18 protein-coding genes are annotated in these 17391 nt (G+C 64.5%); 1 reads left to right on the top strand and 17 read right to left on the bottom strand.

The annotated features are described in order from the left end of the window. Positions 1 to 37: 37 nt before the first annotated feature. The 6 genes from ACZO3G_RS09260 to ACZO3G_RS09235 form a co-directional block, all read right to left on the bottom strand. A complete protein-coding gene (locus ACZO3G_RS09260; protein ID WP_302549877.1) occupies positions 38 to 442 on the bottom strand; it encodes a type II secretion system protein in 405 nt (134 codons plus the stop codon). A gap of 28 nt (positions 443 to 470) precedes the next feature. Then, the gene (locus tag ACZO3G_RS09255) at positions 471 to 941 is read right to left on the bottom strand and encodes a type II secretion system protein (protein WP_288233792.1); all 471 of its coding nucleotides are present in this window, start codon (positions 939 to 941) and stop codon (positions 471 to 473) included. 49 nt (positions 942 to 990) lie between these two features. Beyond that, the gene (locus tag ACZO3G_RS09250; protein WP_256152712.1) at positions 991 to 1434 is read right to left on the bottom strand and encodes a type II secretion system protein; all 444 of its coding nucleotides are present in this window, start codon (positions 1432 to 1434) and stop codon (positions 991 to 993) included. 129 nt (positions 1435 to 1563) lie between these two features. Continuing rightward, a complete protein-coding gene (locus ACZO3G_RS09245) occupies positions 1564 to 1935 on the bottom strand; it encodes a type II secretion system protein (protein ID WP_101549881.1) in 372 nt (123 codons plus the stop codon). A gap of 48 nt (positions 1936 to 1983) precedes the next feature. Next, positions 1984 to 3051 (bottom strand): type IV pilus twitching motility protein PilT, encoded by a 1068-nt coding sequence (locus ACZO3G_RS09240; RefSeq protein ID WP_242970814.1) that lies wholly within the window; start codon positions 3049 to 3051, stop codon positions 1984 to 1986. A gap of 17 nt (positions 3052 to 3068) precedes the next feature. Beyond that, positions 3069 to 4754: a GspE/PulE family protein gene (locus ACZO3G_RS09235; RefSeq protein ID WP_101549879.1), complete on the bottom strand. Its 1686-nt coding sequence runs from the start codon at positions 4752 to 4754 to the stop codon at positions 3069 to 3071. A gap of 66 nt (positions 4755 to 4820) precedes the next feature. Here ACZO3G_RS09235 and ACZO3G_RS09230 point away from each other — a divergent pair, with 66 nt between their 5' ends. Next, positions 4821 to 5588, top strand: coding sequence for a prepilin peptidase (locus ACZO3G_RS09230; RefSeq protein WP_288283789.1), 768 nt, complete (start codon positions 4821 to 4823; stop codon positions 5586 to 5588). Positions 5589 to 5662: 74 nt separating this feature from the next. On the opposite strand, the gene ACZO3G_RS09225 is transcribed toward ACZO3G_RS09230, so the two are convergent. The 11 genes from ACZO3G_RS09225 to ACZO3G_RS09175 all read right to left on the bottom strand — a co-directional run. Continuing rightward, positions 5663 to 6283, bottom strand: coding sequence for a type II secretion system protein M (locus ACZO3G_RS09225; protein ID WP_101549875.1), 621 nt, complete (start codon positions 6281 to 6283; stop codon positions 5663 to 5665). Continuing rightward, positions 6280 to 6897: a PilN domain-containing protein gene (locus tag ACZO3G_RS09220; RefSeq protein WP_288283790.1), complete on the bottom strand. Its 618-nt coding sequence runs from the start codon at positions 6895 to 6897 to the stop codon at positions 6280 to 6282. Before ACZO3G_RS09220 ends, ACZO3G_RS09225 begins: the two co-directional genes overlap by 4 nt. 14 nt (positions 6898 to 6911) lie before the next feature. After that, positions 6912 to 7871, bottom strand: a complete 960-nt coding sequence (gene pilM, locus ACZO3G_RS09215; protein ID WP_288283791.1) for a type IV pilus biogenesis protein PilM — start codon at positions 7869 to 7871, stop codon at positions 6912 to 6914. A 15-nt stretch (positions 7872 to 7886) separates the two neighbouring features. Beyond that, the gene (locus ACZO3G_RS09210) at positions 7887 to 9074 is read right to left on the bottom strand and encodes a type II secretion system F family protein (protein ID WP_101549869.1); all 1188 of its coding nucleotides are present in this window, start codon (positions 9072 to 9074) and stop codon (positions 7887 to 7889) included. A gap of 270 nt (positions 9075 to 9344) precedes the next feature. Continuing rightward, positions 9345 to 9521 (bottom strand): hypothetical protein, encoded by a 177-nt coding sequence (locus ACZO3G_RS09205; protein ID WP_172439181.1) that lies wholly within the window; start codon positions 9519 to 9521, stop codon positions 9345 to 9347. A 68-nt stretch (positions 9522 to 9589) separates the two neighbouring features. Next, on the bottom strand, positions 9590 to 11089 hold the full coding sequence (locus ACZO3G_RS09200; RefSeq protein ID WP_172439180.1) for a recombinase family protein: 1500 nt from the start codon (positions 11087 to 11089) through the stop codon (positions 9590 to 9592). 143 nt (positions 11090 to 11232) lie between these two features. Then, on the bottom strand, positions 11233 to 13275 hold the full coding sequence (locus tag ACZO3G_RS09195; RefSeq protein ID WP_276874856.1) for a diguanylate cyclase: 2043 nt from the start codon (positions 13273 to 13275) through the stop codon (positions 11233 to 11235). A 21-nt stretch (positions 13276 to 13296) separates the two neighbouring features. Beyond that, a complete protein-coding gene (locus ACZO3G_RS09190) occupies positions 13297 to 13653 on the bottom strand; it encodes an Hpt domain-containing protein (protein ID WP_101549864.1) in 357 nt (118 codons plus the stop codon). Positions 13654 to 14165: 512 nt separating this feature from the next. After that, a complete protein-coding gene (locus ACZO3G_RS09185) occupies positions 14166 to 15590 on the bottom strand; it encodes a GntR family transcriptional regulator (protein WP_101549862.1) in 1425 nt (474 codons plus the stop codon). Positions 15591 to 15703: 113 nt separating this feature from the next. Continuing rightward, positions 15704 to 16636: a dipicolinate synthase subunit DpsA gene (locus tag ACZO3G_RS09180; RefSeq protein WP_172439179.1), complete on the bottom strand. Its 933-nt coding sequence runs from the start codon at positions 16634 to 16636 to the stop codon at positions 15704 to 15706. 95 nt (positions 16637 to 16731) lie between these two features. Then, positions 16732 to 17391, bottom strand: a 660-nt coding sequence (locus tag ACZO3G_RS09175; protein WP_486847093.1) for a hypothetical protein, incomplete at its 5' end; no start/stop codon positions are given.

The raw sequence follows: 17391 nt of genomic DNA, 5'->3' as shown, positions 1-17391 counted from the left end.
CGGTTCATCCCCCCCTGCAAACTACCGGGCAGCACATTCAGTTCCCGTATCTTCCCACCGTGCCGTCCGGCATGGTGCACACCGCGCCGGCGGCCCCCCAGTTTTCCACGAACACCGTGTAGATATCGGGAAGCCCGCCCGTCAGGTAGCCGTCGAGCGGCCCCGCCTCCCCGGCGAGCTTTTTGACAAATTCGCCGTCGCCGTCATCGTCGATGTTGACGCCGTTTTCCGCCGACTGGTGTTCTCCCAGCATTTTCTCCGCCAGCCACGCGTCCGCCGCCGTACAGAGGGACTTTGCCGCCGCGTCGGCGCGCACCTGCTTCGCGGTCGCGACGTATCGCGTCACCAGCGGCGCGGCCAGCGTGATCAGCACCGCGATGATCGCGATCACCACAATCATTTCGATGAGCGTAAAGCCCGCCCGGCCGGTTTTGCGTTTCATGGCGTTATCCCCCTGAATCCAGGGCTGGTCAATCATGTCCGGCAAGCCATTCATCCCACTTGAAGCCGCGCGGGTACACATACGCATTGCCATCCTTTATGACGACAACGCCTGCAACCTCGAAGTTATCAACACCGACCATCCAATTGCCGTCGATCTTTCTGTTCAGATAGGCTCCCAAATCAACGTTCCGTACACTGAGCGCAGACTTATTGGAAATAAAAATCCCATTGCCCTTTGTATTCAGTTCGTTCGTGCCGTAATCATTCCCTTTTTCGACACAGTCCTCGTATCCGTTGAGCATTACCTCGGCGACGTAGGCCTCCCCGGCTGAATACAGCAATTTGGCCGACGCTTCATATTTCAGTTCCTTGGCGTTCGTGATATACCGGGTCATCAGCGGCGCGACCAGCGCGATCAATACCGCGATAATCGCGATCACCACAATCATCTCGATCAGAGTAAACCCCCTGCGTCTGCGGTTCTTCGTCTTATTCAAGCCAGCCACTCCTCTCCCGTTGATGTCAAAAGGTGTTTCTAAGTTTTATTTAACCGTCGCCATAGGGGTCAAAGCCCGCAGGATAGCCGTACCGCTTATCCCCGTCCACGATGACCGCGCCTTCGACGTTAAAATCCGTGACGATTACCGCCCACGTCTGCCCCGGAACGTCTCCGTCCAGATATTCCCCCAACCGCACAGTGCCATATGTTGTGTTGTTGAAGTTGCCGTCGCCATTCTTGGAGAGCTCGTTGTAATTCGGGTCGCCGTCAACGCAGTTTTCCAGCCCGTTCAGCAGTTCTTCGGCGATATACGCCTGCGCGGCGGTATAGAGCTGTTTGGCGGCGGCCCTGTACCGGGTTTCCTTCGCGGTGGCGATATACTTCGTCATCAGCGGCGCGACCAGCGCGATCAATACCGCGATGATCGCGATCACCACAATCATCTCAATGAGCGTAAAGCCCGCCCTGCGCTTTTGTTTTTGCGCCGTCATGCTTGTCATCCTTTCCCTGGCCGTCTGCTCCGGAAAGGGGCTTTCCGCGGGAAAGCCCCTTCTCCGCAAAAGACGGGGAACCAAACCCCGGGAAGCCCGGGGTTTGGTTCTTCTGTCAGCACCCGATCATTAGTCAGGATATGCGCCGGACGCACCGTCGTCCATCGTGACCTCGGCTTTCGCCACCGCGCCATCACTGATCGTGACTTCCACACTCGAGATGGTGGCCTTATTATCGATGTAGTCCTTTGCCGCCGACGCAACACTGGACGCATCGAACGAAGTCGTGCCTTTCAGCGTCTCCTCGGCAATAACCGCTTCCGCCGCGGTGTAGATGGACTTCGCCGCGCCGTCGGCCTTGGCCTGCTTCGCCGTGGCTATGTACTTGGTCATCAGGGGCGCGACAAGCGCGATCAGCACGGCGATGATCGCGATGACGACGATCATCTCAATGAGGGTAAAGCCTTTTTTGCGGGTTTTGGTGAGATACTTTTGAAACATCTCTGGTTCCTCCTTTAATAAAATACAATCTATAAAACCTTGTGGGTTTTAACCATCTGAAAGCCCGACGAGCCGCCGGAAAAGCTCCCGGTCGGTGCAGCGGTCGAGCGCGTCCTCCAGGCTCACCTGCCGCTCCCGGCAGAGCTGCGCGAGGGAGGCGTCCATCGAGAACATCCCCTGCTTGACGCCCGTCTGGAGGACCGAGGCGATCTGGTGGCCCTTGTTCTCGCGGATGATGCTGGCCACCGCGTCGTTGACGAGCAGCACCTCGAACGCTGCGACGCGCCCGCTTCCGCCGACGCGCGGCAGAAGCTGCTGCGATACGACCGCCCGCAGCACCGACGCGAGCTGGGTCCGGATCTGCTGCTGCTGGTAGGGCGGGAACACGTCGACGATCCGGTCGATCGTGGCCGCCGCGCCGGTCGTGTGCAGCGTGGAAAAGACGAGATGCCCCGTCTCGGCGGCGGTGACCGCCGCGGAAATCGTCTCAAGGTCGCGCATCTCTCCGACGAGGATGACGTCCGGGTCCTCCCGCAGCGCGCTGCGCAGCGCCTGCGCAAAATCCGGCGCGTCCCGGCCGATCTCCCGCTGGTTCACCATGCAGCGCTTGTGCGGGTGCAGGTATTCCACCGGGTCCTCGATCGTCAGGATGTGCCCGCTGCGGGTCCGGTTCACCTGGTCGAGCATCGCCGCCAGCGTGGTGGACTTGCCGCTGCCCGTCGGTCCGGTCACGAGCACCAGCCCGCGCGGGAACCCGGCCATCCGTTCAAACACCTTCGGCAGCCCGAGGCTTTCGATAGTGGGCAGCTCCTCCTGCAAAAGGCGGATCGCGGCGGCCAGGCCGCCGTTCTGGTGGTAGAGGTTCACGCGGTAGCGCCGCCCGGTTTCGTCGTGGTAGCAGAAATCCGCGTCGTCCGTCCCCGGCCCGAAGGAGATTCCCTCCCTGCCGCAGAGTTCGCCGATCAGCGCCTCTACCGCGTCCTCCCCGAGGACGGGCGCATCGGGCAGCGGCCGCAGGGACCCGTTCTGGCGCATGATGGGGGGCAGTTCCTTCGTCAGGTGGAGGTCGGAGCCGTCAAAGGCTCTCGCCCTCCCCAAATATTCATCGATTTGCATGGGCATCCCCTCCCGGTTCATTCAATGTTGTAGGTGACGCGGAGGTACTCCGCGAGGGTGGTTTTCCCCTCCCGCACGAGGTCCGCGAGGTTATCCTTGAGGAAGCGCCCGCCCGAGGCGCGGATGGACTCCCGGAACTCCTGGACCGACGCGCGCTGCACGACGAGCTGGCTCAGCTCGTGGCGCATCGGCACGACCTCATGGATGGCCGTCCGCCCGAAATATCCCGTAAAGTTGCAGTGCGCGCAGCCGCTCCCGCGGTAAAAGGCCTTCGGCCGCGGCCCCTCCCAAAGGGAGAGCTCCTTCTCGTCCGGTTCGTATTCCCGTTTGCAGTGGGGACAGACCAGCCGCACCAGCCGCTGGGAGATGACCCCCACCACCGCCGAAGCGACGATATAGGGTTCCACGCCCATGTCCACGAGGCGCATGAAGGTCGACGCGGCGTCGTTCGTATGGATGGTGGTGAGCACGCGGTGGCCGGTGATCGCCGCGCGCGCGGCGATGCGTGCGGTCTCCACGTCGCGGATCTCACCGATCATGATGACATCCGGGTCCTGCCGGAGGATCGAGCGCAGGCCGGAGGCGAAGGTGAGCCCCGCCTTCGGGTTGATCTGCACCTGGCTGATGCCGTCGACCAGCTTTTCCACCGGGTCCTCGATCGTCACGACGTTCACGTTCGGCGTCGAGAGCTGGTGGAGGACCGCGTAGATCGTGGTCGACTTGCCGCTGCCCGTCGGGCCCGTCACGAGGATGATCCCGTTGGGGTTGCGCATCACTTCCTCCAGGCGCGCGTAGTTGTCCGCCGAGATGCCCGTGTCCCGCACGTCGACGATATCGAGGGTGTTGTCCCCCATGATGCGCAGCACCGCTTTTTCGCCGTAGACGGTGGGCAGGGTGGAAACACGCAGGTTGACCGCCTTGCCGTCCACGTCGGCGGAGAAGCGGCCGTCCTGCGGCACGCGGCGCTCGCCGATGTCGATGCCCGAAAGGATCTTCAGGCGGGTGATCAAGGAAACGTGCACCGACGAGTTCAGGAGCATCGCCTCGATCAGCTCGCCGTCCACGCGGAAGCGCACGCTGACGTTCTGCTTGCCCGGCTCGACGTGGATGTCCGAGGCGCGCATGTGGTAGGCCTGCGCCACGATTGAATTGAGCAGCCTCACGACCGGCGCGCTCTCGACCCGTTCGAGCATGTCGCTGTAGTCCTCGCCCCGGGCGGGGTCGGCCACGTCCTCGTATTCGCGGTTGAACTCCTCCAGCGCCGACTCCGCGCCCTGCTGGGCATAGCAGCGGTGGATCGCGTCGTTGAGGTCCCGCTTGGTGGCGAGCACCGGGACGATCTGCATGCCGGTGACGAGCCCCAGCTCCCCGAACGCGTAGAAGTCGAGGGGGTTGTTGGTGGCGACGGTCAGCTCCCCGCCCTGCACCCGCAGGGGGATGAGCGAATATTTCTGGGCGAGCTCGCGCGGCACCAGCTGCACCGCCGCCCGGTCGATCCGCTCCTCCTGCAGGTCCACGAAGGGGACCTCCAGCCGCTGCTGGAGCGCGAGCATGAGGTTGTGCTCGGTGACGTAGCCGTTTTCCACGAGCAGGTCGCCCAGGCGGCCGCCCTTTTCCTTTTGGAGCGCGAGGGCCTCGTCCAGTTTTTCTGGGGTCAGGAATCCGGCCTCGACCAGAACCTGTCCCAACGGTAGGTTTTTCAAAGGCGCACTTCCTTTTCCGCCGGATTTGTGATAAAGTAGCGGTAACGCCGCCAGGGAGGGATCGTCTTGCTTTGGTTATTTGAACGGCTGCCCGCCGCGCTCGCCCTGTTGTTCGGGCTGGTGGTCGGCAGCTTCCTGAATGTCTGCATCTACCGCATCCCGCTTGGGATCTCGGTCGCGAAGGGGCGCTCCTTCTGCCCCGCCTGCGGGGAGAAGATCGCATGGTACGACAACGTCCCCCTGCTGAGCTTTCTTGTGCTGCGCGGCCGCTGCCGACGCTGCGGGGACCGGATATCTCCGCGGTATCCCGCCGTGGAGGCCGCCAACGCCCTGCTGTGGCTCCTCTGTTACCTGAGCCACGGGTACTCCGCCAAGACGCTCCTGCTCTGCCTCGCGCTCTCCGCGCTGCTCGTGGCGGCGATGATCGACCGTGACACGGGGATCATCCCCGACCGCATCTCCGTCTTTCTCGCGGCGCTGGCCTGCTGCTCCCTCTTCGCCCCGGGGTTTCCTTCCCCGCTCGCGCGGCTGGGCGGCGCGCTCTGCGTGAGCGTGCCCATGCTGCTCGCCGCGCTCCTCTGGGAGGGATTCGGCGGGGGCGACATCAAGCTGTGCGCCGCCTTCGGCCTGCTCGCGGGCTGGCGGCTTTCGCTGCTCGCCATCCTCTTCGCGTCGGTCTCAGGCGCGGCGTGGGCCGTCTTCCTGCTCCTGGGCAGGGGCGCCGGACGGAAGACCGCCTTCCCCTTCGGGCCCTTCCTCGCGGCGGGCATGGGGCTGTCGCTCCTCTGGGGAGAGGAGCTCGTCGGCTGGTACCTGTCTCTCTTCCTGCTTTAAGGGCGGCGGCAAGCGGGCGTTGCTGCGCCTTTTGAAGGCGCAGCACAAAGCGGGGCCCCGCTTTGGCCTGCCGGTCAGGCGAAGCCGAGGTCCTCCTCCGGCATGCGCACCCCGTAGATCCGCACGGTCGCGGAGACGCGCGCCTCGTCGCCATAGTCGTTTTCCGAATTGAAATCGATCTGCAGGTGCTCCACCCGCAGGCAGAAGCTCTTTTCATTGAGCGCGTCCACGAACGCCTTGGCGTCCTCATAGCCTCCCGTTGCCAGCAGGTTCACCTCGCTGAGCATCAGGAGGCTTTCTTCTTCGCCCTCCTCCTGCGAGCCCGCCGCCTCGGGGAGGATCTCCGCCTCCCGCACCGTGCGGTAGGGGGAGATCTGCAAATTCTGCACATGCAGGCCGTGTTCCTCCATCAGGCCGTTGAGGATGTTGTCGATCGTGTAGCTGTTGAGGATGCTGTGGAAGGAGCCGTAATTGTCCTCCGCCTCCCGCGCCGCCTGCCGGTACTGCTTGGCGAGCTTGCCGTCGCGGAGGATCTCCTCCATCTCCGCCCGTTCGGCGGAGACCTCCTGCAGGCGCTGCTGCTCTTCGAGCAGCTTTTCATGGAGCGGCATCATGCCGAACCGGAAGATGCACACGGCCACGATCACCACCGCCAGCAGGAAGAGCAGCCGCTTTTCCCGTTTCGTGAGCGTCATGGCGCCGCCTCCTCTCCCGCCGGATTCCACAGCCTGCAGGTGACGGTGAAGGCGTAGACGCTGCCGTCATGCACCTTACGGTACTGGAAGCCCGAATAGCCGACCTCCTCGAACACGCCCGCGCCGGTGAGGTTTTCGGCGTATCTGGCGGGCGCGTCCTTGTCGGCGGAGACGCAGGCGATCTCCATCGTGTCGCCGTCGAAGGTGTACCGCTCGACCGTCACGTTGGAGGGGCGCTGCGCCTCCACCTGGTCGAAATCCACCGAGGAGAGCCGCCGCGTCCCCTCGAGCACCTCTATGTACCGTTCGCTCTTCTGGTTGTAGCGCATGAGCGCGTCCCGGGAGGCGCGCATCTGCGCCCGCTCCCCGAACTTTTCCGCGTTGGCCGGCGCGGCGAGGTAGTCCTCGTTGCGGGAGATCTCCTCCTTCAGGTCGGAGATCTGCCAGGAGACCAGCGTCCCGTGGACGCCGGCCGCCACGGCCAGTATGACGGCCGCGCCGCCGATCAGCAGCAGCGACCGCCGGCGGGCGCTGCCCCGGCCCCGGTGCTCCTGCCGCCTGAGCGCGGCAAAAAAGTCGATATCCCGTTTTTTTGGAACCTGACGGACCCGCAAGCGCGCCGCCCCCTTTATAACCGAATCGCCGCTCCCACGGCGTAGAGGTATTCGCTGTATGGAAAGTCCCCGGGGCATTTGAAGCCCTCGGGCGCCGCCGCGGACGCCGCGTCGACGCGCAGCGCCTCCCGGAGCTCGCCGGCCAGCCGCGAATCGGCCGACAGGTCGGAGCAGAGAAAAATCCGCCTGACCGGCCGCTGCTTATCGTGCATCAGCTGGAACTGAACGAGGCGGGAAAGCTGGGCCGTCGCCGCGCGGGCCAGCCGCTCCTGGCGGCTTTCGGCGTCCGCCGTCTCGGGCACGAGCGAGGAGAGGATGTATTCGTTCTCCACCGGGCTCTTCGGGGCCGCGACCTGCGCCTCGCGGTAGAGGCGGGTTCCGCCGCCGCCGAAAAGGCTCAGGCAGAGCTCGTCCTCCCGCACCCCCGCGTAGATCACCGTTTCCTCCTTCGGGAGGTCCCGGTCGAGCCGGCAGGCCTTGAAGGCGGCGTTGCACGCCACGTCGAACGCCTCGGGCAGGAACCCGGCCTTGCGCACGGCGTCCCGGTAGCCGTCGACGAGCGAGCGCGGCACGACCGCGCACCACGCCCGGAAAAACTGCTTGCCCTCCCGCTCGGTCGAGCCGAGCAGGACGTAATCCATCAGGCTCTCCTGCTTGGAGGCGGACAGGTGCGCCGCCTCCCCCGCCAGGATCCGGTCGAGGTCCCGCGGCTTGGCGGCGGGCACCTCCAGCTCGCGGAAGGAGATCGCCGGGCTCGTCACCGCAAGGCACATCCGCTTCCCGCGCAGCCCGTTTTCCCGCGCAACGCGCGCCAGCGCCTCCCCAAGCTGGGAGGAGTTGACCACGATGCCGTTTTTGACGCAGCCCTCGGGGGTGGGCATCCGCCCGAAGCCGGCGATCTCCACCCCGCGCCCCCTGCGGCGCGCCGAAACCATATGGATCCATTGCGCTGAAATTTCCACAGATAAAATCATCTGAAAAATCCTCTCCTACAGGACCGTCCCGTACATGCTGTAGATCGGCAGCAGCACCGCCGCGATCACGATGCCGATGATGATCGCGATCACGATCATCATCAGCGGTTCCACCAGCGTCACCATCCGCTGCATCGCGGTCTGCGCCTCGTCGTCGTAGAACGCGGACAATTTTTCCAGGATCCGGTCGAGGCTGCCCGACTGCTCCCCGACGTAGATCACCGAGGTGACCATCGGGTCAAAGAGCCCCGTCTTTTCAATCGCGGCGGAGAGCATCTCCCCCTGCTCGATGTCCTGGATGACCTGGCCAAACCGCCCCTCGATATAGCTGTTGCCCAGCACGCTCACCGCGATGCTCACGGTGTCGAGCATCGAAATGCCGCTCGAATAGAGGATCGAAAGCGCGTCGGTCATCCGGGAGACGTAGACGGTCATGATCAGCTTGCCGAAGACCGGGATCCGGATTTTGAGCCGGTCGATCCACATGCGCACACGCGGCATCCCGGACAGGAAGATCCAGCCGAGTCCCAGCAGGAGGACGGCGACGACCACCAGGTACCAGCGGTTGGTGAGAAAGCCGCTCACGGCCATGACGCCCCTGGTGATGGGCGGCACCTCGGCGCCCTCGAACATCGTGAAAAAGCTCGGCAGCACGAAGACGAACAGGCCGATCACAACCCCGAGCGTGACGCAGACGAGCAGCACCGGGTAGACGAGGCTGCTGCGCACCTTGTTGAGGATGCGGTTCTCCTTTTCGTAATGCTCGGCCATCCGCTCCATCACCCGGTCGAGCGAGCCGCTCAGCTCGCCCGCCTGGACCATGTTCACGAGCAGCGGCGGGAAGACGCCCTCCTGCTCCTTGAACGCCTCGGTCAGCGAAAGGCCCTTCTGGATGTCCTCGTAGAGGCGCAGGTAAGCCTTGCGGGTCTTGGGCCGGTCGGCGCGACTGCAAAGGATGTCGATCGCCTTGAGGACGGTGACGCCTGCGGCGAGCATCGTGCCCATCTGGCGGCAAAAAAAGGCGACCTCCTTGAGTCTGACGCGCTGGGGCCTGTGGGCATCTTCCCCGATTTCCTCCAGCTTCAGGCTGTAGAGGCCGCCGTCCTTCAGCTTCCGGAAAGCCGCGTCGCGGCTCTCCGTCTGAACAACGCCCCGAAAGATTTTGCCGTTTGCGTCTCTGGCAACATATTTGAAACTCTGCAAAACGGCGGCCTCCTTTGGGTCAAATTCGGGCAGGAAAGTTTTCCTGCATTCCGGACTTTTTAAGATAGTCACATTCGCCCGTTGCAACAAATTGATCAAGTTGAAGTGTTACCGTGTAAAAGGGTTTCCTTTTTTAGACAATTTTGCGCGTTTTATTTAGTGATATTATAGCAGTTTCCCATTGGTATTTCAAAGGTTTTGGAGCTTGATCAGGATGGAATATTTTATATTTTTTGCATTTTTCTTTTGCGATTCCTTCTTTTTCAAACTTCAAAAAATAATTTTGTGACCGCAGACAGCCGTTACACATGCCACAATAATCCATGAAACCGCACAACCGGCCGGGCCCGCGGCCCGGCCGGCATCCTGCACCTTACGAATCTGAAACCCACCATTTTTTCCGGATTTTTGCAAAAACGCAGATTTGCCCACCTGATCAAGCAGCAAAGGACCTTGATTCCTGCATTTTCACCGCCTTCGCGCCGCTTTTCGCGCGTCCCCGACAAGCATCAAATCTACCGCTTTTTCGTGATATCGGCGCAGCGCAGTCTGATCACAAGAGCCTTATCCGCCGACGCTTCGACCCGTTCGATCAGCCCAAGCGCGAGCCCGCGGGTGAGGACTCCGCCGCCGAGAAGCTCCGCCGCGCGGGCCCTGAAGTCCTCCCGCGACTCCTCCCGCCGCCGCGCGGCGGCGAGCTTATCCGCGAGCGCCTGCTCCTGCCGCCGCATCCGCCCGGCAAGCGCGTCGAACGCCTCCTGCCCGACCCGACCCTCCGCCCGGTCGCAGTAGAGGGCCGCCAAAGCGTCCCGCGACCGTTCGAGCCTGCGCGCGAGGATTTCCGCCTCCTCCCCCGCGGGGCCCGCGGCCTCCTCCGCCAGTCCGCCGGGATCCCGCACCTGGGCGAGCAGCTCCGCGAGGGAGGCGCGGACGGCCTCGAGCACCGCCTCCTCCCTCAGGTAGTGGGCGGTGCAGCGGTGCTCCCCGGGGTTCCGCTTCCACCCCGCGCAGACGAAGTAGCGCGCCTTGCCGTTCGACCAGAGGGTCATCGGCGCGCCGCAGTCCGCGCAGAAAAAGAGCCCGGTCAGCGGCCTGGGTTCCGCGGGCTTCCGCCGCGCGGCGTAGCCGCGCACCGCGAGCAGCTCCTGCGCGCGCTCGAACGTCGCGGAGGAAACGATCGCCTCGTGCGTCCCCTCCGCGACCAGCCACTCCTCCCGCGGCAGGCGGCGCACCCGGTCCAGCTTGTAGCTGACCTTCTGCGACATGCGGGAGACCAGGTCCCCCCGGTAGGTCGGCATCGACAGGATGCGGCGCACCATCGGATAGCTCCACCCCGCGCCGGGCTTTTGGCCGCAGGCCATCCGCTTGCCCGCCGAGGGGGTGGGGACCCCCTCCTCCGTCAGCCGGCGGGCGATGGCCGACACCGTCTGCCCGCCGAGGAACCAGGCGTAGATCCGCCGCACCTGCGCGGCCTCCTCCGCCTCGACCACAAGATGGTTCCTGTCCGCCGGGTCCTTGCGGTAGCCGTAGGGCGGATAGGTCCCGATAAACTTGCCCATCTGCCGGCGCGTCTGGAGCGCGGCGCGCACCTTGCGGGAGATGTCCTTTGCGTAAAGGTCGTTGAAGACCGCCCGGAAGGGGGTCATATCGCTCTGCTCGGCGGCCGTGTCGATGCGGTCGTTCACCGCGATGTAGCGGACGCCCCGCTCGGGAAAATACCGCTCGAGGTAGTAGCCCGTCAGGATGTAGTCGCGCCCGAGACGGGAGAGGTCCTTGGTGAGCACCGTGTCGACCCGGCCCGCCTCGATGTCCTCCACCATGCGCAGGAAGCCCGGCCGGTTGAAGTTCGTCCCAGTGTAGCCGTCGTCCGCGTAGATTTCCACGACGGGCAGGCTGTTTTTCCCGCAGTAGTCCAGCAGGAAATCCCGCTGGTTCCGGATGCTCTGGGAGGCGCCGTCCCGGTCGCCGTCCTCCTTGGAAAGGCGCAGGTAGAGCGCCGCGCGCGCCGCGCTCACGGCCCCCTCCGTTCCCGTTCGTCCATCTGCCCACCCCCTGCCCCAATATATGCCGCGCGGCGGCGGTCCATGCGCGGGGGCGGGACGCGGAAAGACCGCCGCGAAAGCGGCGGTCTCCTGTTCCGGTATGCGGGGGCGGCGGTTCAGGCGTCCATCGGCGAAAGCACGCTCAGGACCCCCTGCATCGAATCGTCATAGAAGCGGTAGCGGTCCTTCCCGCCCTTTTTCGCCACATACAGCGCCTGGTCGGCCGCGTGGAAGAGCGCATCGTACTGGGTGCCGTTTTCCGGCGAGAGGGCGATGCCCATGCTGATCAGGATTTCAAACGACTGGTATTCCCCGTGCAGCGCGTCGAAAATCCGCCGGATCACCGGCTCGATCCCGCCGCTGTATTCGAGGAAGATGAGGAACTCGTCCCCGCCGATCCGCGCCGCGATGTCGCCGCCGCGCACGCTCTTCTGCACGAGCCGCGCCACATGCTTGAGCACCTCGTCCCCGAACATGTGGCCGTACCGGTCGTTGGCCTCCTTGAAGTTGTCCAGGTCAAAGAGCACCATCGCGTAGGACCTGTCCCCGCGGGCCAGCGCCATCTGGATCCACCTGCGTGCGGCGGCGTGGTTGTTGAGCCGCGTCAGCGAATCCTGTTCGGCCATCCGCCTGAGCTGCTCCAGCCGAAGCTGCTCCTCGTGGTCGTCCACGAATTTGCCGATGACCCCCGCCTGCTCGGTCCCGTTCCCCTCCCAGAGGGGGCGGGCCACCGCCTTGTACCAGCGCCTCTCCCCCTTGACGTTGAGGCAGTAGGTCCCGCTGACGATCGGCTTTTCGGGCGTCGCACGGCGCAGGCGGCCCTGCAGGTCGAGATAGTCCGCGATAAGGAAGACCCCGTGCAGCTCCCCGTTTTGCTCGGGATGTTCGATCAGGACGTTCAGCCCAAGCTGGCGCGCCCCCCATTCGGACAAGGTGAGCAGGTCGGACTGGTAGCTGTATTCAAACTGGATCTCATTGGACATCGAGGCGAAGAACTGGTACTTGGTCCGCTCCTGCTCCAGCAGGGTGAGGGTGCGGTTGGACACCTTTGAGCCGGCGATCGCCTGGGTGGAGAGCTCCCGGATGTTCGCCTCGGAGACGTCGTTGAGCGAGCGCAGGCGGAGCTCGTCGTCCAGGCGCGGCCCCAGCTCCCGCAGGCACTGAAGCAGCAGCGGGTTGAAGACACCGCACTCCCCGCCCATGATCATCCGCATGGCCACGCCGTGGGGAAAGGCCTGCTTGTAGACCCGCGTGCTCGTCAGCGCGTCGTAGACGTCCGCGAGCGCGACGACCTGGGCCTCGACCGGGATCTCCTCCCCCCGCAGCCCGTCGGGATAGCCGCCCCCGTCATACCGCTCGTGGTGCCAGCGGCAGATGTTGTAGGCCACCTGGAGCAGCTCCTCCTTGTGGCGCAGGAGGGCGTCCTCCATGATCTGCGCGCCGAGGGCGCAGTGGGTCTTCATGACCTCGTATTCCGCGGGCGTCAAGGGGCCGGGTTTATTCAAAATTTCCTCCGGGATGGAGATCTTTCCCACGTCGTGCAGCGCGGAGGCGTTAACGATCAGCGCCGACCGGGCGGCCGTGAGGGGGTAGCGGTCGGTGATCTCCTGGAGCTTGCGCAGAAAAATCTCGGTGAGGGTGCGGATGTGCAGCACATGCAGCCCGCTTTCCCCGTTGCGGAACTCGACGATGTTGGATAAAATCTCCACCATCAGGAAGTTGTTCCGCTCCTTCTCCACGATCTGCTCTGTTACCATCCCTTCCAACGCTTTCTGCTTGGAGTAGAGCATGATGGTGTTGCGCACGCGGCGCTGGACGGTTTTTTCATCGAACGGGCGGCTGATGTAGTCGGTGGCCCCGAGGTCATAGGCGTGGTCGATGTAGGTGGACGCAGTCTCCGACGAGATGGTGATGACGGGGATGCGCCCGATCCAGCCGTTCTTGTTCATGAGCGCCAGGACCTCGAAGCCGTCCATTTCCGGCATGACGATGTCCAGCAGGACAAGGGAGAGCTCCTCGCTGCGCTGGTGCAGGATGGCGGCCGCCTCCACGCCGTTGGCGGCTTCCAGGATCTCGTAGTCCTCCGAAAGCATATCCGCCAGCAGGGAACGGTTCATCTCCGTGTCGTCCACGATCAGTATCATGCCTTGCTTTTTCATGGCCGTCCTCTTTTCAAATCCTTAAGCCTGCGCCAGCTCCCGGATCCCGTTGATGGTTTTCTGGTAGTCCTCCCCGACCCGCCGGAGCAGGCCGGGCACGGCGTCCGTGAAAGCGCCGCCGCGCAGCTCCTCGCACAGGTCGCCGGCGGACCGGTACAGGGCGGTCAGCCCCAAGTTCAGGCAGACGCCCTTGATGGAATGGGCGGCCCGGAACGCCTCCTTCGCGTCCCCGGCCTCCACCGACCTGCACAGCAGGCCGTAACTGGGCTCCTCGGCGAACTTGAGCAGGAAGCGCCTCACGCGGTCCTCGTTCCCCATCCGGCGGAGCACCTCCGTATAGTCCGCCCCGATCAGGGCGTAACATTCCGCAGTCGTCATCGACGCATGATCCCCTTTATCCGCCCGCGGGCGGTCATTTTATAGTCTTTTGCCGCCCCCTTCCGGGCTTTTCCCCGGAAAAGGACGGCTGACTTCCACCGTATAATCGTCCCTGATCCTCATAATACCTCTATTTTAACGTGTTTGTGACCAAGAAGCAAGACGAATCTGAAATTTGGGTCCGTTCCCCGGCGGATTCCGCCGCATGGAAAGGCCCCGGCGCGCCCCCATCGGGGCGCGCCGGGGCCTTTCGCGGAGGGCTTACCGTTCCGGCTCCTCCCGCATGGCGCGCAGCAATTCCAGCAGCAGCTCCCGCAGGGAGGGGCCGTCCTCCGGTGCGAAGACGAGCCGGACCGTCGGTTCCGTTTTTTCCATGCGCCCACCTCCGACACAAGTATATGTCCCGCCGCGCCGCCCAATGCGGCCGGGGGAGGACAAAAAAAGGGCCGCCGCTGTGACCGCGGCGGCCCTTCGGTTCCATCCCATGCTTTGGGCCCGGCCGGCTCCCGTTTTCAGAGGACGCCCCGCTCCCGCAGCCTGCGCCCCGCCCCCTCGAGGACATGGAACATCAGGCCGCTGAAGCCGCGGGCGAACCGGCCGGCGTCCCGCGCGGCCAAACCGGCGCGCATCTCCTCGATCAGCTCCCGGCGCTCCCCGGAGACGGAGCTCCCCCGGGCGAGAAAACGGAGGATGACCCCCCAGCCGAACAGGTCGGACAGCTGCCCGTAAAGCTCCCGCAGGCAGGGGGAGGCGTCGGAATCCGCCACCAGCTCCATGCAGGTGAAGGGGACAATGTCATAGGCGGTCTCGCTCCGGAAGATCTCCGCCGCGCGGCGGACCTTGTCCGGCCTGAAGTGGGGGAAGGCGGCCAGCATGACCGCCTCGCCCGTCAACGCGAGCATCTGCACCGTCTGTAAAAAAATCTTCAGGTTTTTGCGCACCGCGGGGGCCTGAAGCCCCTGCCGGGCGACGCTCTCCTCCTGCGGGATGACCCGCGTGCCCCGGCCGTTGATCGTCTCGGTCAGCCCGAGCCGTCCCAGCAGCACGAGCGTCCTGCGGATCGTGATCACCGAGACGCCGTACTCCTCCGCGAGGTCGGCGGCGGAGGGGAGAAATTCCCCGAGCCGGTAGTCCTCGGCGTAAATCTTCCGGATGAGCTTCATGGCGATGAAAAAGCCCTGCTGCGGCCGGCCCTTGTAGACGCGCCAGGTGAAGGGAACCTGCTCGGACGCGGGCGCGTACCGGGACGCAAGCTCGCCGAAGTGGGCGCGAACATGCACGTCGCAGTTCCCGAAAAAGCGGCAGATCAGCGTTCGCAGCCGTTCGGAGTCCTCCGCGCGCCGCGCGTCGATCATCTCCATGAACCTGCGGCGCAGGTTTTCCGAATCCCGCTCGTTCTCCGCCTCGTCGGTGAAGAGGCCCCGCAGGTAGGTCATGCGGCTGAAGACGGAAATCTCCCAGAAAAAGGAGGTGAGCAGCGGGTTGCCCAGCGGCGCGAGAATCCGGCAGAAGCATTGGAGCTGCGTTTGAAGGTTCTGTATGCGCATCTTCTCCACCGAAAGGGCGAGTCCGTCCAGCCCCTCCCCGTCCATCATCAGGAACCCCCGCAGGAAGATCTCCGGCAGAATCTTTTTCGCCATCCAGGACAGGTCGAGGATGGCGTCGCGCCGGGCCGCGAAATAGGCGACGCACACCTCGCGGCATTGGCCGCCCGGCGCCCCCCTGATCACAACGGCGTTCCTCCCGCGCGAGATCGACAGGTAGCCCCCCTCCTCGAGCATGTGGTAGGCCTTGCGGATGGTGCGCGTCGAGACGCCGAACATTTCGCGCGCCTCCCCAATCGAGGGCAGGGTGTCCCCCTCCTGGTAGAACCCGAGGCAGATGCGGGTGAAAAAATAGTCATAAATCACGCTGTAAAGCCGCTGCTCTCTGTTCAATTGTGCCTCTCCCTCCTCACAAAGCGCCCTTCATCATGTTACCGTTCTATTTTATCAGTTTAGTGTCTAGAAGTCTATGTCCTATTTGTAAATACTTCCATCATCCGCTTTGTTTACGCAACCTTTCCCCGCGTCCCGGCCCCGCGCACGGATCGGGCCTTTGCCGCCCGAACCGTGGTCCCTTGCGCTCCACCCCTTCCAAAACCTTCGGGAGCCGTCTTTGGGGACAGGCGCGGGTGGGCCCGCCCGGCCCGCGAAGCCGGGCGTTCCGGGCGTTTGGGCGATGGTGCAAACGTCCGCCCCACCCCGCCCGGCTTTGAAGCAAGATCGATCAGCAGCGTATCCGGGCCCAGCTTCTCCAGGATGTCGGCGGTGAGGATGCGGGCGGGCACCGTGTTGAAGAGGACATCCATCCCCCGGACGTGCTCCGCGAGCGTCGCGATATGTACCGCGCGGCATCCCTCCGCCTCGATCTCGGCCAGGTCGCCGTGTTTGCGCGCCGCGACTGTGACATCCGCGCCCATCCCGCGCAGGATGCGCATCAGCGCCTTGGAGATCCGCCCGTGCCCGGTGATCATACAGCGGGAGCCGAACAGGGAGATCGGCAGCTCCTCCATCGCGATCGACGCCGCGCCCTCGGCGGTGATGACCGCGTTTTTCACGCAGAGCTCCTCCCGTTCAAAGTAGTCGATGATCGTGACGCCGCAGCTCTCGGCCAGCGCGCGCATCGCCGGGCTCACCTTGCCGCCCAGCACGCAGGCGCCCGGCTTGAGCCCCGACAGGCAGTCGCACACCCGCACCTTCTGCTTGGAAAAGGGCGCGTTCACATGCCGTTCGTCGGTGCTCATCGGCAGAGGAAAGATGATCACGTCGCACTGCGGCAGGACGTCCTCCGGGTCTTCGGCGCACACCAGGCTTTTCTCAAGCGCGCTGTTCGTTTCGAGCAGCATGGCGTAAACCGTTTTCCCCTGTGCCGCCAGCCGGTTTGCGACGTGCGCCTGGCGCAGGTCCCCCCCGACGACGGCAAAGGTTTTATATGCAGTCATAAAAGTACCCCCATAGGATTTTACTGGCATACTCACGTATACCCCATCCTATGAGGGTCTTTTCGATTCGGTGATTGCCCGGCGGGCGAATCCCCCTATTTCAGCTCCTCCACGTCGATGATCCGGATCTTGTCCTTCGCGTCCTTGCCCGTGCGCACGTCGATGAAGGTTTCCGGACGCGGGCGCGGGCGGGCCTGCGGGGGCGCGGCGCGGTTCACGCGGCGGCGCCTCCGGCGCATTTTGCGGTAGCGCGCCCGCAGCACCGCGCGCACGGCCAGCAGCAGGACCGCCAGTCCCAGCAGCACGCCCCCGAGGATGCCGGCCCAGCGCAGGAGCATGGGCAGCGGACCTTTTCCATCCTCCGGCGGCGCGGCGTCCGCGGGCATCGTCTCCGGCTGCGGCAGCGAGAGGGCGAGCGGGACGGTCCCCACGAGCTCTTCCATCCGCCCGGGGGGCGAGGGGAGCACCAGCTCGGCGCGGGCTTCGGCGGCCGTCTTGGGCGTCAGCGGATCGGGAATGGAATAGCGCACCCCAAGGTCGTCCGCCGTCGTCCCGGCGGGGAGCAGGACGGAGGCCTCCCCCTCCGCCGCGAGGGACGCGGTGAGCGTCCCGCCGTCCGCGCCCGTATAGGGGGCCTCCCGCCGCTCGATCTTCGAGGCGGGCACGGCGGTCCGCGAGAAGGCGCCGAAGCCGTAATCGAAGAGGTTGGTCGAGTCGATGTACTGCGCGTCGATCACCCCGTCCGAGTGGAGCAC

Source organism: Anaerotruncus sp., assembly GCF_057433415.1.
This window is presented reverse-complemented; position numbering and strand designations above follow the sequence as displayed.

Coding starts and splice junctions, on each gene's coding strand:
- ACZO3G_RS09260 (WP_302549877.1), bottom strand. CDS start 442: ATGAAACGCAAAACCGGCCGGGCGGGCTTTACGCTCATCGAAATGATT.
- ACZO3G_RS09250 (WP_256152712.1), bottom strand. CDS start 1,434: ATGACGGCGCAAAAACAAAAGCGCAGGGCGGGCTTTACGCTCATTGAG.
- ACZO3G_RS09245 (WP_101549881.1), bottom strand. CDS start 1,935: ATGTTTCAAAAGTATCTCACCAAAACCCGCAAAAAAGGCTTTACCCTC.
- ACZO3G_RS09240 (WP_242970814.1), bottom strand. CDS start 3,051: ATGCAAATCGATGAATATTTGGGGAGGGCGAGAGCCTTTGACGGCTCC.
- ACZO3G_RS09225 (WP_101549875.1), bottom strand. CDS start 6,283: ATGACGCTCACGAAACGGGAAAAGCGGCTGCTCTTCCTGCTGGCGGTG.
- pilM (WP_288283791.1), bottom strand. CDS start 7,871: ATGATTTTATCTGTGGAAATTTCAGCGCAATGGATCCATATGGTTTCG.
- ACZO3G_RS09195 (WP_276874856.1), bottom strand. CDS start 13,275: ATGAAAAAGCAAGGCATGATACTGATCGTGGACGACACGGAGATGAAC.
- ACZO3G_RS09190 (WP_101549864.1), bottom strand. CDS start 13,653: ATGACGACTGCGGAATGTTACGCCCTGATCGGGGCGGACTATACGGAG.
- ACZO3G_RS09180 (WP_172439179.1), bottom strand. CDS start 16,636: ATGACTGCATATAAAACCTTTGCCGTCGTCGGGGGGGACCTGCGCCAG.